Genomic DNA, 12,398 nt, shown 5'->3' on the forward strand with positions numbered 1-12,398 from the left:
TTAAGGCTACTTGAACCGATCAGGCCACCCCTGAACATCCACCAGGAGATGAGTTTGGCAAAATTTGCCAAGGCCTGATAGACTGGTTCACATGAGCACGATGAACATCTCCCTCCCCGATTCGCTGAAGGAATATGTCGACGAGCAGGTCGGCGAGCGCGGCTACGGCACGAGCAGCGAATACGTCCGCGAACTAATCCGCAAGGATCAGGATCGCAAGCGCCTGCGGACAATGATCCTGCAGGGAGCGACTTCGGGCCTCGCAGATCCGGCCGACGCCGACTACTTCGAATCGCTGCGCGCCCGCGTACGTACTTCGCGCAAATGACGGCCAAGGCCGTCATCCCGACCCGGCTGGCCAGGCAGGACGTAGAAGACGAGCTGACACACTACCTCGTTGACGAAGGCTCGGAACAGGCAGCGCTCGGGTTCATTGCGGAAATCGAGCAGGCCTACGCGCATCTCGCCAAACACCCCAACATCGGCTCACTCCGTTACTCGTACGAACTGGACATACCGGGCCTGCGCTCATGGTCTCTCGATCGCTACCCGCACCTGATCTTTTACATTGAGCGCAAGGATCACGTCGAGGTCTGGCGCGTACTCAACGGCAAGCGTGATATTCCAGCTTGGCTGTTGAGCGATGACAGCGAGTTTCATTGACACAAACTGCACGGCACAAGGCCCGCGAGAAGCCATCTGGCTCGCGGGCTTCTTCATTTTCCGACCATGAGGCTCGAAAACCATTTGACGGCCGTGCCCCTTTCTACGCGCTTACGCTGAAGCCGCCTTTCGTTACACAGGTAGGGGGTTACCAGCCTTTTTTCCAGTCTTCTACGATCCGGTCCGCGTCACTTGCGACGTTCAGCGTCGGGACCCGGCACGGGGATAGTCCACTCAGCCACCACTTCCCCCGCTTCGGGTTCGCGCTCTCGCCGAAGCTCCAGGATGCGACCGTGAGCGACAACCACTTTCAGGTCAAGTCTCACGCCTTTCCGGAAGTGGAACAAATAAGCCGTGAAGGAGGCTGTGTTGCTGGCAAAGTAACCGTCACCCAGAAACTGTCGACGCGCGACAAGTCCATCGCTTGCCACCCAGTAATCGGCCATGGCGCAATCGAGTGACTTTGTCTGCCAGTCCTTTCTCGGCAGGTCTTCGAGGAACGGCTCGAAATCCTGAGAAAACTCGAATGTATCGTTCATCCTCGAGCGCGGCCTCGCTGGTGTTAGCGTCGACCAAGGGTAACATGGGCCTCCCCAGTCTCCGGGCGGGCACTGCAAAACTGGTTAGGGCCGCTTGCGCGCCACAGTTTGCTCGTCGCGGGAATGTGCGGGACGGGACCGCACAAAAATGGTGACGGAGACCGGGCTTTCGCGTGTGGCGACGGAGGAATCCGCAATGCGTCGATGTTTCTGCGACTCTTCTCAAGTGCCTTCCCTGCTCCATTTCAGAATCAGTCTTCGCGGCGCAGCCTGCAGGCTTCGCTGAGACTCCCGGTTGCAGGGTAGATCGCGATTGCCGCGCGGCAATCATACGGTGCCACCGTCAAGGGTTAGAACGACGAATGACTGCACCGGGCCCGGGCCTCTGAAAGCCGGACCCTGTGCCGTCCGTGGACCTGCTGATTGGCAGGTGTCATCCCGGCGTGGTAAAAAGTCGTCCCTTGCGGGTGATCGCCTCCATGCGATGCCGCATTCTCGCGATTTCAGGTTTCAACATCGACAGGATTCAAAAAATGGCAACTGGCACTGTGAAATGGTTCAACGATGCGAAAGGCTTTGGCTTCATCACCCCGGATGACGGCGGTGAAGACCTGTTCGCCCACTTTTCCGAGATCAAGACGGAAGGCTTCAAGTCGCTGCAGGAAAACCAGAAAGTAAGCTTCGATGTGAAGATGGGGCCGAAGGGCAAGCAGGCTGCAAATATCAAGCCAGCCTGACCTGCGCGCGTCGCATCCCGATGTGTGGCCCGCTCTGCGGGCCAGTTTTTCTTGCGCCCTGTGCATCAATCTCTAATGCAGCGATGGGCATCCGGCACATGTCCGCGCCATGCTGTTTGAGCGTCAACAGTAGTTTTGTGCGAAACACGATGTCCTGGTGCGCCCTCCTCGCGACATCGATCAATTCTCCGGATGATCGTTGACGAAGTGCAAGCGTTTCGCCACAGGCGTGAAGACGCAGGGCGAAGCGCGCGTTTGCGGTAGCGTTAATACCGCGCTTTCGACCACGCCGCCCGGATCCATCATCGCCCGGCAAAACAGCGGATATCCTGTGAAGGAAGACGGTTGAACTCCGCGGCAGCAATAACACGGTCCTCGACGAATCGACTTCCCCGACCAGAAGCACTACGATCAAAAACATGCCGGTCGCCATGGCAGGTGCTTGTCGCAGGATAATTTTCTGACGATTCGCACTCACCGTGCCAGACTGCCCACCGATGTGGTGGCCCATAGCGCCTCGCGACGCATGCGTAGTGAACCCGCGCGGTCCCGTGCATGATCGCGGCGACCGTGACGCAGTCCGCCGCGTAGATTGTTTGAATCAGGCGAGGAGGCAAGTGCCGGAAATGCGCGGCGCTATCCTCGGTGGGCGCCCGTCGATGCCACCACCCAGTGGATCGATGCCGGGAGCCGTGCTTTCAGGGGAATCGCCATGACGACGACTGAGTCACTTCTGACGTTGGCCGAGTATCTCGAGCTGTCCCTGAACTCCGGCGGAAGTGTGATCATGATGCAGAAATGCAATGACGTCTGTGCCATGTACGTTGGCGATGCCAGGAGAGATCAGGATCGCCTGAGATATCACGGGAACATTGCCGCAACCCAGGCCGAAGAGATTCTTGAGCAGACCCACGCTGGACGAAACCGGCTGGAGATCGGCGGACAGCTATACCGTTTCATCCGGAGCTTCAAACATTTTGAGGATCGCGGCGCGGTCGTTTTCGCGCCGTCGTGACACCGGAAGCATGACCATTTCGGGAAACCTAAATTTGACGTTGCCGGGTATGTTGTCCATTCCCAAATACTGAAAATCCTCATCAAGGACTTGTCAGGCGAAGTACGTTGCGCTCGAACAGGATCGAGTCGTCGAGTTGCCGGTCGACGGCGGCCAGCGTGATGAGCAGGTCATCAGAGCCCCCGCTCCATTCGCCGAAGCGCCGACTCTGTGAAATCAGAATGCCGCGCGTTGCCTTGAAAGGGTTATCGGCTTGCCGTCGGCACCGTTGACCAGTGCGCCGGGTTCATCGCGGATCCATGAATGATTACCTGAAATTCCTGCGGGACTTCATTCGTTATCCTCTACATTTCATATCCACTCTCAGGGAGCTGGTACTTCAAGGTGCCCGCCAGCCTCACCCGCGCGTACATTTACGCGTCATGGAGCGAATAACGTATCAAATACCAACATCGCCGCGTCTATAATAAACACCTGCCGGACACCAACGATCGCATGGAGCCCTACTTTATGAATCAAGCCCGCGGGCGATATGCGGGATCCCGCGACAGCGTCCAACGCCAACCTCGCCACGAAAAGAAATCTCAGCCCAACCGGCCGAAACAATCGTATGTGAAGGCGCCTGCGCAGGACTCCGCCCAGACCGCCTCCATTTTCAAGATACGGTCGTTCCAGTTTCTGGTCGATTCGGTAGGCGCAGAGAATATTGCCATCGCACTTGAATCCAGCATGACGCGCGTGGCCGAACTGTTGAAGGGCGAGAGGTTCACACCCGAGACCGCCTTTCATATGGAAACTACGCTCGGCCTGCCGCATGGCTTTTTTGACCAGCCCAATCCTGGGCTCACAGCCGAGACCATCGCCCGGCTGAAGTCGCCACTCGACCTTATTCAAGCCGACGATGGACCAGACGCGGCGCCCGAAGCACTTGAGCCGGCTTCTGCCCTGAGCGTCGACCCGCAACCATCTCTTAAAAACAGTTTGTCCGAGGAAGCACAAATGCCCAGGAAAGCAACTGGCGGTACGTCCAAAGCCGTCAAGAATACTCCGGGCGTAGCGGCCGGAACCCAGACGCAGCGAAAATCTTCGCGCGCAAAAGACAGGACGTCTCCTGAAACGGCCCAGCAGCAGTCGCTGGCTCTGAACGATGGCGCCGACGTAGAAAACATCCGACGCGCCAACCTCCACGTTCTCACGAGTCGCAACGGATCGAAAGCAAGACTGGGTGTGGTTATGGAGTTGAGTGGCTCCAACATGGCCCACCGGCTGCATGGCAAGAAGCGCCTGGACGCTGTCGAGGCAAACCGGTTCACGGAACGGCTTGGCTTGCCCGCTGGCTGGCTCGACACCCCGCGCTCTGAAGCCGATATTCCAGCGTCGGTGTCGCGCATGCTTGCGCCTGCTTCGCGCGGACGCGCAGCCGCTCGACTACCCGAACCAGTTGCGTCCGCAACAAACGATGACGTGGTAGTGAAACCCGCCGGCGCGAAGACGCGTACGCAGCGCACGCGGGCGGCCGATCCGGAAAGCAGGTCATCTGTTTCGGCGGATGTCGCCGCAGAAAAAGAGACGAACGTTGTCGGCCCGCAAGATCACGCAAATGGTTTTTCCGCCGACGTTACCGGTCACCGGCCTGAAGAAAGTAATGACGGGGCCCCGGCAGCTACACCGGCAACCCCAGAGTCGTTCGCCGCGTCCGCAGTACAGCAGCGAAACCCGGCGGCGCTCGCGCCCGCTTCCGCGACGAGCCTGGACAATCTTCACGGCATTGAGCCAATAGCGGAAGCGTTGCTCAAGACGCTGGCAGGCAAGGCACGCACGGGTCGCCTGGACGAACTGAAAGCGCTGGAACTGCTCCAGCAGGCGATCCTGCTATGAGCCGGTAGTAGCGCGCCAGGCCCCTCGCGCCATGACGCATAAAGCGCATCGAGGTGACCGGGTCCCGGTACGCAAAAAAATACGCCGTGTCAGGTCGACCTGCCACCGACCTGCATCGCCAGGTTGACCGGAGAGGTCAGTCACCTGACGCTGCCGGGATGGCGGAGACTGGATTTTCTCCCGGGTTTCCCTGGGCATACTGAACAGCGTGTGCCAGGCTATCCGCGGCGCGAAGTTCGCGTACCGTTCAATGGAGTCTGGACGTGTGACGACGGCGGGCAGTTGCCAGAAGCGGATTCTCGTCGGCTTCGGCGTCGCCCGATGGCGCACCGCCATCCGCAATGACGACGTGGACGTCCTGCGCGAAGGCATCTTCCAGACAGCTGCGCGCGCGTGCAACGCATTCATCAGCCGGCGCGTCGCCTGCACTCGCGGCGGCCTGGGCGGTCGCTTTCGCGGCCAGGCCAAACGCGGCGACTATCTCTTCCCATGTCAGTCCGGTCGTCATCGCTTCCTGCACGAGCTTGCCCGCGATAACGCCGATCCTTGCCTTCTGTTCATCGTCCATTGTTTTTTGCTCCCGCAATGCTTCCTGCTGCGCACCTGTGGCATTACGCGCCCCGTTTCCGCTGGTCAGGCGGGAGCGTCGCGCGCGGCTGAGGCTGACAGCACGGCTCTACCATCCGCTCACCTACCGTCGCCTCATTCCATTCTTCCCATGCCCGGTGAAGGAGGAAGTCAGCTGCCGCGTAGCACTACTGGAAGGACATCTCGAGCGATACGCCCGAGTAGTTGGCCCGCGGCGCCATCTGACGGCCGGGTCCCTTTTCAAAATGGATCAGCCCATACTGCTCAAGTGTCTTCAAGGTCCTCGACAGGTTCGACTTTGCCCTTCCCGTTCTGAGCGCGAGCTCGTTGACAGATTCGGGCTCCGTTTGCGCAATCAGCGCAAGGAGGGCACGGTTCTTCTCGGACAGGACCTGCGACAGGCTTTCGATGGACTGAAACCAGACCTTGGGTTCGTCCGCAGAGGGCTTGTATTCGCCTCGCGCGATCGCCATCGTCCTGGCCTTGTACTGCTCCAGCGACGCAATGCCGACTTTCAACGTGGTCGTGCTGGTCATCTTAATGGCTCCTTTCCTGCAGAAGGGCTTCAACTGCGGCCCAGAAATCTTCGAGCAACCCGGCGGCATCGAAATACTCGTAGAAGCGTATGCGCTCGCCCGAGTGTCGGTGATCGTACTCGATCCTTGTTCGTGCGCCTGGCCCCGATCCTTCCGTGACCGGGTGAGCATTGTCGAAGCCGAGAAGACGCTCGCCGTGCTCGTCATGCAAGGTCAGGGAGTATCTAAGTCCATGAGGGCGTTCAGGCGATACATCGACCTGTTTCACCTCAAACTTGACCCAGAACTTTCCTGCCCCGTCGACTACGAACACCTCTCCATCAAGCGGCAGGAGGGTGTCCAGGCTGAAGTCTTTTTTGGTCATACCGGATGTTATCATCGAATCATAACTAAGTACAGACGCCAACGCCTCCTGTCTGCCCCACACGCCCGCTCTTGCACGCCTGTACCGATGGCGCAGGGATGCGGATACCGCCGCGAGGCGCGGCCTGGAGAGAGGATGCGCAGACCGTTAGTCGCGTTTTTATCGCGTGACCGAAGAAGCTGTGGCCCGATCATCGAGGGACGGCCAACAAAAATGGGGACGACCGGCGCTACAACGACAAGTTTTGACGGATGCTCTTGCCCCCGGGCCAAGCGCCCCAATATTCAGACCCGAAATCCATTCGTCCATTCGTCAGCTGTCGAACATGTCAAGCAAAAACTATCGATCCTCGCGTCGGCCGTCTGCGGGTGCACATGCAAGGTCGCTCTTTCTCCCCATGCCCCGCAGGGAAGCCTCGGATCTCGCGTTGCGTGCACGGATCGCACTTGAGCGCCTACGCACCGGTGAAGCAGACCGACCACTGATCAATCTCGTCTCGCAGGTCGTCATCGTCGCGAGCTTCATCACCCGGGCGGGACACGGGAAGCTCGATATCGGAGAGATTGAGTGTGTCGAGCGTGGACTCGGAGAAGTGCTCGCCGAGGCAGACCGCACCGGAGTGTGGAATGTGCCCGAATCGTTGATCGAGGGCCTCACCGCCGTAATAAATGAGTACGATCGCCAGCTCTGCGTGACGAGGATGGAGATCGTCGTCCGCGCGAGTGATCACCTTGGGAAACTCGTTGATCTGGCCGCGCGTGATACCCGCGCCGACGACAGCCACCTTCAGGTCGCACGGTAGCTCATCAAGTTTTCCATGCCGGCATCACTCATCAGTCAACGCGGCTTGCATTAAAGCTTGCAGGCAGTGGAAGACACGCGGCATGAGAAAACCGCAAGCAAACGTCATACGGTTAGTTCTCGCCAACCCGACGGTAACCAGTTCCCATAGATGGCGACCAAACCACAGTGCGTACGCCGCGAAGAAAGAGGCATCGAGAGTGGCGCGCCCTGTTATTGCTCGCGAACGCGCGCAAGCGCTCACAACAGGCAATTCAGCAACGCCCAGCGGAACGAAGTCAAAGGTATCCCGCGCTACACTGCGTCCACAACCCACGCTCGGACAATGCGCTGCTGGCAACCACGTCCCCGAACGGTAGGGTCGAGAACTGGCGCGCGCACGTTAGGCTCCGGTGGCAATTCCACTGCTTTCGCAGTGCGCCTCAGTCCGGCTGCCATAGCCACGTTTCCAGCTCCCGCCTCGTCGAACGCAGCGGGCCGTTTTCCGGCACTACGCTCTCCTGTTTGCTTCATGCCAACGCTTATGGGACCTGTCGTGCTGAGGACGCTTTCGGCGCTGTCTGGTAGCGAACCTTGTAGCCGTTGAACAGCTTCAGTTCGTCGTACATCCAGCGTCTATAGGACCTACCTTGCTCCGACGATTTCGCGCCGGGGCGAGGAGGGCTTCTCCAGTTGCTTAGCGTGTCCTTGTCATCGTGCCATCGCTTCCACCCCGCCGAAGTGAAGTTTCCGTACCAGTCAGATTTCGGCTACTCATGCTGCCTTCGCCCTTATGTTGGGGGCTCGGCCTTCGGTGTTATCATTTTCGAGGCCACATCGCGTTCACTTTTGTTACGGCCCGATGACTCGCACTCCCCCAAGAGGGAGCTAGTTGATAGGCTTCAGAGTCTTGGTTTCCCGCCACCCTGCTATCCAAGCTACGGGGCGCCTGACTGTTACCCCGGCAGGACTGACTCCTGCTGAACACGCCAGCCTTAGCTGGACGCACAACAGAACATGGAAATTCGCGTCGCTTACGAACACAGTCTCGCCACTGCGCCTGAGGAATTCATCGTTCAGGTGCCTTCGCAGCTCGTGATCGATATTCCAGCGAACGTGCCGCGCGCCCTGTTGCCGGAGTTCATCGCAAACCTGATCGTCGAACGCTCACCAACAATCGGAAAGATTCGCAATCTCAGGATTCTCTAGCAGGCTTCTTTTGATCGTTGATATCTGGGTTATTGCCCAGCCTCAGCAAAACTCAGAAGAGGCTCTGTTGCCTGATATCGCGTGCTGGAGGCAATGACGGTTTCTGGCGTCGCGCGCCCGTGCGTCGGCGAATGACACGACGTACATGAGCGATCAGCTCGAAGCTCCCGTTCGCAAAACTGAGCGTGAGCCTGAACTGCGTCAGTCCATCCGGTCCGATACCGGGCTGCACCCGCAGCGACGCACGCATGTCGAGCCGACGGGCACGGTCCACGAGCTGCGCGCGGCTCATCCCATTCCATGCGACCGAGATCAGCCGACCAACCGCCGGAGGAACCGCTTCAGGTGGACAGTCAACTGGCAATGCGAGAGATACAAGTTCAAAACGGTAAGCCATTGGCTTGACGGCGCGCGGCCCTAAGTCCGCACTTCCTCACCTACAAACATGGCGCCGCTCTCATGTGAGGTGACGCGCGAAGGGACCTGAGTAATCAGTCGTAGCGGGCCGCGAATGCGGCGTGGCCAGCATGTCACCCCGCCAGCTACGACTGGATCGCCCGTTACCGGTTACGCTGCTGCGACTTCAGGCGTGGCAGCAGCTGCGGCCGGTGCCTTTTTAGCTGCAACCTTGCGCGGCGCCGAAGCCTTTTTCGCGGGTGCTGCGGCCTTGCGTCCACGCGCGCCCTTTGCCGGAGCCGCCGCTGCACGGCCAGCCTTTTTCGTGGCCACTGCCGTCGTCGCCGCCTTTTTGGCCGCGACACGCTTTACGCTTGCCTTCTTCGCAGCAGCCTTTTTCGCGGCAGCCTTCTTTGCAGGCGCTGCCTTTGCGTCGGCAGTCTTCGCCGTTGCCCCAGCTTCAATCAGGAATTTCGAACGATCCTTGACATCGCGAATCCAGAGCGGTGCGAGGCCACGGCCCGACCACGTCGCACCCGTTTTCGGATCCGCGTATTTCGGCGCAACGTGATGCACGACCGCGCCCGGGGCTTTTGCTGCTGCCTTCGCCAGCGTGGTCCCAGGTTTACGACCGCGTCGTTTTGCAACAAAGCCTTCGATGTCAGCGACAGTCAGTCCGTGCTTGTGCATCAGGTCACGGATTTTCGTCAGACCCACCGACGACTGCTTTTCGGCAATCGCCACTGCCTGCTTCTGGAGTTTGGCAATTTTCGAGTTGATTGCGTCCAGGGTAACCATTTCTATTCCTCGCTGTAGGGTTTACCGTTCATGCGATCCTGGAACTTCCCTGGCTAATTTCCCAGGCACTTCGAAGTTCGGTCTGCCCGTCAGAATTGACGCCATCGTCGCGGTCGTGATTATGACTTTATCAGTACGCTCGTGCAAATTGAAAGCACAGCGCGCAACGGTTTGAATGTCTCTGGAGTTCAGGAATAGATGCACGCCCGATGTTGCCTGTGCGTCCCGCAACGCTGCCTTTTCTTTATTTGAATGCTAATGCGCCGCAAAATGGCTTTCTCTCTATAACCAGACATGTACCCGGTATCGTTGGTCGGGGAAGTATGGGTCTTGAGTCAGCGATGGGCCTGTTCATCCCGCACGATGAATCGCGAACGCAACAAAAGAAGACTCAACGTGCGCAAGCAAACCTGGTGTCGCGCATAGGTTGTTTTATACTGCTTTCATGACGGTCGCCAGCCGCGGCGCCTCCCGCGCGCCGCTCCCAGCAAAACATGATTTAACCATGCTCCACCCTCTTCGCTGCCTCGGCATGGGCAGCGTTGGGTCGCGTGGTGTCCTGGCGGCACGCGATTTGCAATCACCTGCCAAACGACAGATTGTTGCGCGGAGAATACACCAGATGGATGAGAGAAAACGCGAAAGCATCGTGGCCTGGCTGCGACGACGGATGGCCGAATTTGGAATCGAACCGGAAGACATTGCTACTTCAATTGCAGCCGATCAGGAGCGTTTGCAGGCAGTGCGTTTCCGCGACGCTTCGGGCAACGCATGGGACGGCAAAGGCGTTCCGCCACAATGGGTGGTTCAGGCAATCAGTGCCGGCCAATCTCTTGAGCATTTCGCAATTGACGGCGCGTCGAATCGCGACCCGGGCAAACGCACCGGCGCCGACTGGCGCAATGACCCGTTTGCCGGCACCAGACTGGCAACTGTCAGTGCGGAGAGCGTTGGGACGGCCTGAGAGCGCAATGAAAGCAGCACCCCCCGCCGTCGAACGCAGGCTTTCAGGTTCAGGTCGTGAAGCGACGCCTGGCATCCAGTCGACGCAACAGACCCTGACGGCCGCCGCGCCACTCAGGCAGGATCTCCAGATTGTAGTGAGCGCGCGATCGGCCTCGCACCACGCAACGTTCGTCGCTTTGTTCAGCGTCGTTAATCCGGCCAGATCTCCACGGGCACCGGCCTGCCCCCAAGGTTTGAAGTCATCCGCGGAAATCCGGCAGGTCACGATTATGCCGACTGCTAGAATGGCTGCCTTTTTCAGGGGAGTTAAATGTCCTGGTTCATCTACGAAGTGCCCGAATACAACGAAGACGGGGCGCGCATCGAACCCTTCACCGACCTGCGTAGCCGTGTCCTGAAAGTAAGTGGGCAGGCTATGGCTGACGAACTGGAAAGCGTCCGCGAGAACGCCGCATCGACGGCGGACACGCCCTCGCGCCCGCTACGCGCCGCAGAGAATCCCCACGTATTCCCGATTCCTTATACCGACTCAATGATCCTGGTCGGGTTTATCTTCGAACTGAAGCGCGAGTCCCGGCAACTGGTGGTGTCACCCGTGGAAATGCCCTGGCTCAAAGACGCGTAGAAAGCGGGACGACCGAATCCACTCCAAAGCTGCGAGGCAGACTACCCTCCAGGCGGCGACCTCGTGCTTAAGCGCGCCTTCGATGAAGACCGCCATCTGCAGATGTGTCCGGTTCAATTCTCTGCGCAGTGCGGAGACATTTTCTTCATCCCTGGAAACCTCGACCGCATGCACGCAGTCACGCAACTGCCGGACGAAGAAGCCACACTGGGCATTTGCGCCGTCCGTCCGGTTGCGATGCGTCCTGCGCCGGGATAGCCGGGACGAGGGTCACTCGCGTCAGACGATCGAGATTACCTGTCGCCCAGGATAGCCCGGATCCTCGGATCGTATGGCACTCTCAGTGCCTCCGCGATAGTCGCTGAGGCAGCGCCGGGATGAAGAGAATTGAAAAGATAGTTGTACGAACGAGGAAGTATTGCACTCGGAACCTTGAGGAGCAGCTCCTGCCCTCCCGCCAGCCATTCGCTGCCGGCGGCCTGTGTCCAGTCCGCGTTCTCGCGCCAGTCGTCGGGGATGACGTTCGCCGTGAGTTCTGCCATCGCAACGTCCCCGGTAATCTCCACGCGCAGCAGTTGATAGTTATCTGGCAACGCCTGCGGAGACCCGAATTCGTGGTGCACCATCGTCTCAAGCAGCGCGAGCGCGGGGTTTTCCGCCAGATAGACGACCGGCTGCCCCCGATGATGCCACCGGCCGGGCGCCCTCAATCCGCCGATTCCCCGAAGGTCCGCGTAGTTGCTTATCCTCCAGAACTCCATCAGGCGAAGTATCCCTCGTCGATCTGAACCAGGGTGTCCTCAACAAGCCGTGCACCGTGCTCAGTCGATGCCATCTCGAGCGGCGTTTTCCCGGCGAATCGCTCCTTCTTTCCTCGAAGCCAGTTCATGGCCTTTTCCGGGTTTCCAAACACCGTCTCCGCCTGTGCAACGATCCTGGCGAGGCGGATGGCCTTGTCCGACTCGTCGGTCGAGAGCCGCTCGCCATTCTGACGACGATGCGAGAGCGTCCGGCGAGGAATGATGAAGAGCAGCTCGTCGGCCTTGAGTCCATGCTCGCCGAGACGGTCGATCACGTCCACGCCGACGCGCTCGGTCGCCAGCGCGGCAAGATCGCTCCCGGACCGGATGTGGGCCTGGAGCAGATCGCCCAGCAGCGAGAATTCGGTATGGCGCGGGTTGACGCGCCCAGTGGGTCGGTATTCAACAGTGGCCATGGTCTCTCCGAGCAAAATGCCCAAACAATGAAGGCATTTTGCCACAGATTGGGATATCCCGCTGAGCCGCGGCTACAAGCGGGTCTCG

The 12,398-nt window shown here is 59.3% G+C and carries 18 protein-coding genes; 8 read left to right on the forward strand and 10 right to left on the reverse strand.

The window, feature by feature from the left end; translation table 11 throughout:
* The first annotated feature begins 91 nt into the window (after nt 1-91).
* Entirely contained in the window at nt 92-328 is a 237-nt protein-coding gene (locus JMY28_RS24540; RefSeq protein WP_201698493.1) for a type II toxin-antitoxin system ParD family antitoxin, read from the forward strand.
* Nucleotides 325-663, forward strand: coding sequence for a type II toxin-antitoxin system RelE/ParE family toxin (locus tag JMY28_RS24545; protein WP_201698494.1), 339 nt, complete (start codon nt 325-327; stop codon nt 661-663). Before JMY28_RS24540 ends, JMY28_RS24545 begins: the two co-directional genes overlap by 4 nt.
* 188 nt (nt 664-851) lie before the next feature.
* Here JMY28_RS24545 and JMY28_RS24550 read toward each other — a convergent pair whose 3' ends face one another.
* Nucleotides 852-1,202, reverse strand: a complete 351-nt coding sequence (locus tag JMY28_RS24550) for a hypothetical protein (protein ID WP_201698495.1) — start codon at nt 1,200-1,202, stop codon at nt 852-854.
* 533 nt (nt 1,203-1,735) lie between these two features.
* On the opposite strand from JMY28_RS24550, the gene JMY28_RS24555 reads away from it, so the two are divergent.
* Nucleotides 1,736-1,939, forward strand: coding sequence for a cold-shock protein (locus JMY28_RS24555; protein WP_042293433.1), 204 nt, complete (start codon nt 1,736-1,738; stop codon nt 1,937-1,939).
* On the opposite strand, the gene JMY28_RS24560 is transcribed toward JMY28_RS24555, so the two are convergent.
* The gene (locus JMY28_RS24560; RefSeq protein ID WP_201698496.1) at nt 1,926-2,450 is read right to left on the reverse strand and encodes a hypothetical protein; all 525 of its coding nucleotides are present in this window, start codon (nt 2,448-2,450) and stop codon (nt 1,926-1,928) included. The two genes, JMY28_RS24555 and JMY28_RS24560, sit on opposite strands and share 14 nt — an antisense overlap.
* 201 nt (nt 2,451-2,651) lie before the next feature.
* On the opposite strand from JMY28_RS24560, the gene JMY28_RS24565 reads away from it, so the two are divergent.
* Both JMY28_RS24565 and JMY28_RS24570 read left to right on the forward strand, forming a co-directional pair.
* A complete protein-coding gene (locus tag JMY28_RS24565; protein WP_175198068.1) occupies nt 2,652-2,954 on the forward strand; it encodes an RNA-binding protein in 303 nt (100 codons plus the stop codon).
* A gap of 510 nt (nt 2,955-3,464) precedes the next feature.
* Nucleotides 3,465-4,832 (forward strand): hypothetical protein, encoded by a 1,368-nt coding sequence (locus tag JMY28_RS24570; protein WP_201698497.1) that lies wholly within the window; start codon nt 3,465-3,467, stop codon nt 4,830-4,832.
* A 247-nt stretch (nt 4,833-5,079) separates the two neighbouring features.
* Here JMY28_RS24570 and JMY28_RS24575 read toward each other — a convergent pair whose 3' ends face one another.
* From JMY28_RS24575 to JMY28_RS24590, 4 genes are all read right to left on the reverse strand, one after another.
* Complete coding sequence (locus JMY28_RS24575) at nt 5,080-5,400, reverse strand: hypothetical protein (protein ID WP_201698498.1); 321 nt, start codon at nt 5,398-5,400, stop codon at nt 5,080-5,082.
* Between the two features lie 187 nt (nt 5,401-5,587).
* A complete protein-coding gene (locus JMY28_RS24580; protein ID WP_201698499.1) occupies nt 5,588-5,956 on the reverse strand; it encodes an HVO_A0114 family putative DNA-binding protein in 369 nt (122 codons plus the stop codon).
* 1 nt (nt 5,957) lies between these two features.
* A complete protein-coding gene (locus JMY28_RS24585; protein ID WP_236597016.1) occupies nt 5,958-6,320 on the reverse strand; it encodes a toxin-antitoxin system TumE family protein in 363 nt (120 codons plus the stop codon).
* A gap of 454 nt (nt 6,321-6,774) precedes the next feature.
* On the reverse strand, nt 6,775-7,104 hold the full coding sequence (locus JMY28_RS24590) for a hypothetical protein (protein ID WP_201698500.1): 330 nt from the start codon (nt 7,102-7,104) through the stop codon (nt 6,775-6,777).
* A 1,013-nt stretch (nt 7,105-8,117) separates the two neighbouring features.
* On the opposite strand from JMY28_RS24590, the gene JMY28_RS24595 reads away from it, so the two are divergent.
* A complete protein-coding gene (locus JMY28_RS24595) occupies nt 8,118-8,309 on the forward strand; it encodes a hypothetical protein (protein ID WP_201698501.1) in 192 nt (63 codons plus the stop codon).
* A gap of 52 nt (nt 8,310-8,361) precedes the next feature.
* Here JMY28_RS24595 and JMY28_RS24600 read toward each other — a convergent pair whose 3' ends face one another.
* Together JMY28_RS24600 and JMY28_RS24605 are read right to left on the reverse strand one after the other, a co-directional pair.
* Complete coding sequence (locus JMY28_RS24600) at nt 8,362-8,601, reverse strand: hypothetical protein (protein ID WP_236597017.1); 240 nt, start codon at nt 8,599-8,601, stop codon at nt 8,362-8,364.
* Nucleotides 8,602-8,876: 275 nt separating this feature from the next.
* Entirely contained in the window at nt 8,877-9,503 is a 627-nt protein-coding gene (locus JMY28_RS24605) for an H-NS histone family protein (protein ID WP_201698503.1), read from the reverse strand.
* 622 nt (nt 9,504-10,125) lie between these two features.
* Here JMY28_RS24605 and JMY28_RS24610 point away from each other — a divergent pair.
* Both JMY28_RS24610 and JMY28_RS24615 read left to right on the forward strand, forming a co-directional pair.
* Nucleotides 10,126-10,467 (forward strand): H-NS family nucleoid-associated regulatory protein, encoded by a 342-nt coding sequence (locus tag JMY28_RS24610; protein WP_236597018.1) that lies wholly within the window; start codon nt 10,126-10,128, stop codon nt 10,465-10,467.
* Between the two features lie 312 nt (nt 10,468-10,779).
* Nucleotides 10,780-11,094 (forward strand): helicase, encoded by a 315-nt coding sequence (locus tag JMY28_RS24615; protein WP_201698504.1) that lies wholly within the window; start codon nt 10,780-10,782, stop codon nt 11,092-11,094.
* 293 nt (nt 11,095-11,387) lie between these two features.
* Here the strand turns inward: JMY28_RS24615 and JMY28_RS24620 are convergent, their stop codons facing one another.
* Both JMY28_RS24620 and parS read right to left on the reverse strand, forming a co-directional pair.
* Entirely contained in the window at nt 11,388-11,858 is a 471-nt protein-coding gene (locus JMY28_RS24620; RefSeq protein WP_201698647.1) for an RES family NAD+ phosphorylase, read from the reverse strand.
* A complete protein-coding gene (gene parS, locus JMY28_RS24625) occupies nt 11,855-12,310 on the reverse strand; it encodes a type II RES/Xre toxin-antitoxin system antitoxin (protein ID WP_110388253.1) in 456 nt (151 codons plus the stop codon). Before parS ends, JMY28_RS24620 begins: the two co-directional genes overlap by 4 nt.
* Nucleotides 12,311-12,398 lie beyond the last annotated feature (88 nt).

Source organism: Paraburkholderia hiiakae (genome assembly GCF_904848665.1).
In the GTDB taxonomy this organism is placed as follows: Bacteria; Pseudomonadota; Gammaproteobacteria; order Burkholderiales; family Burkholderiaceae; genus Paraburkholderia; species Paraburkholderia hiiakae.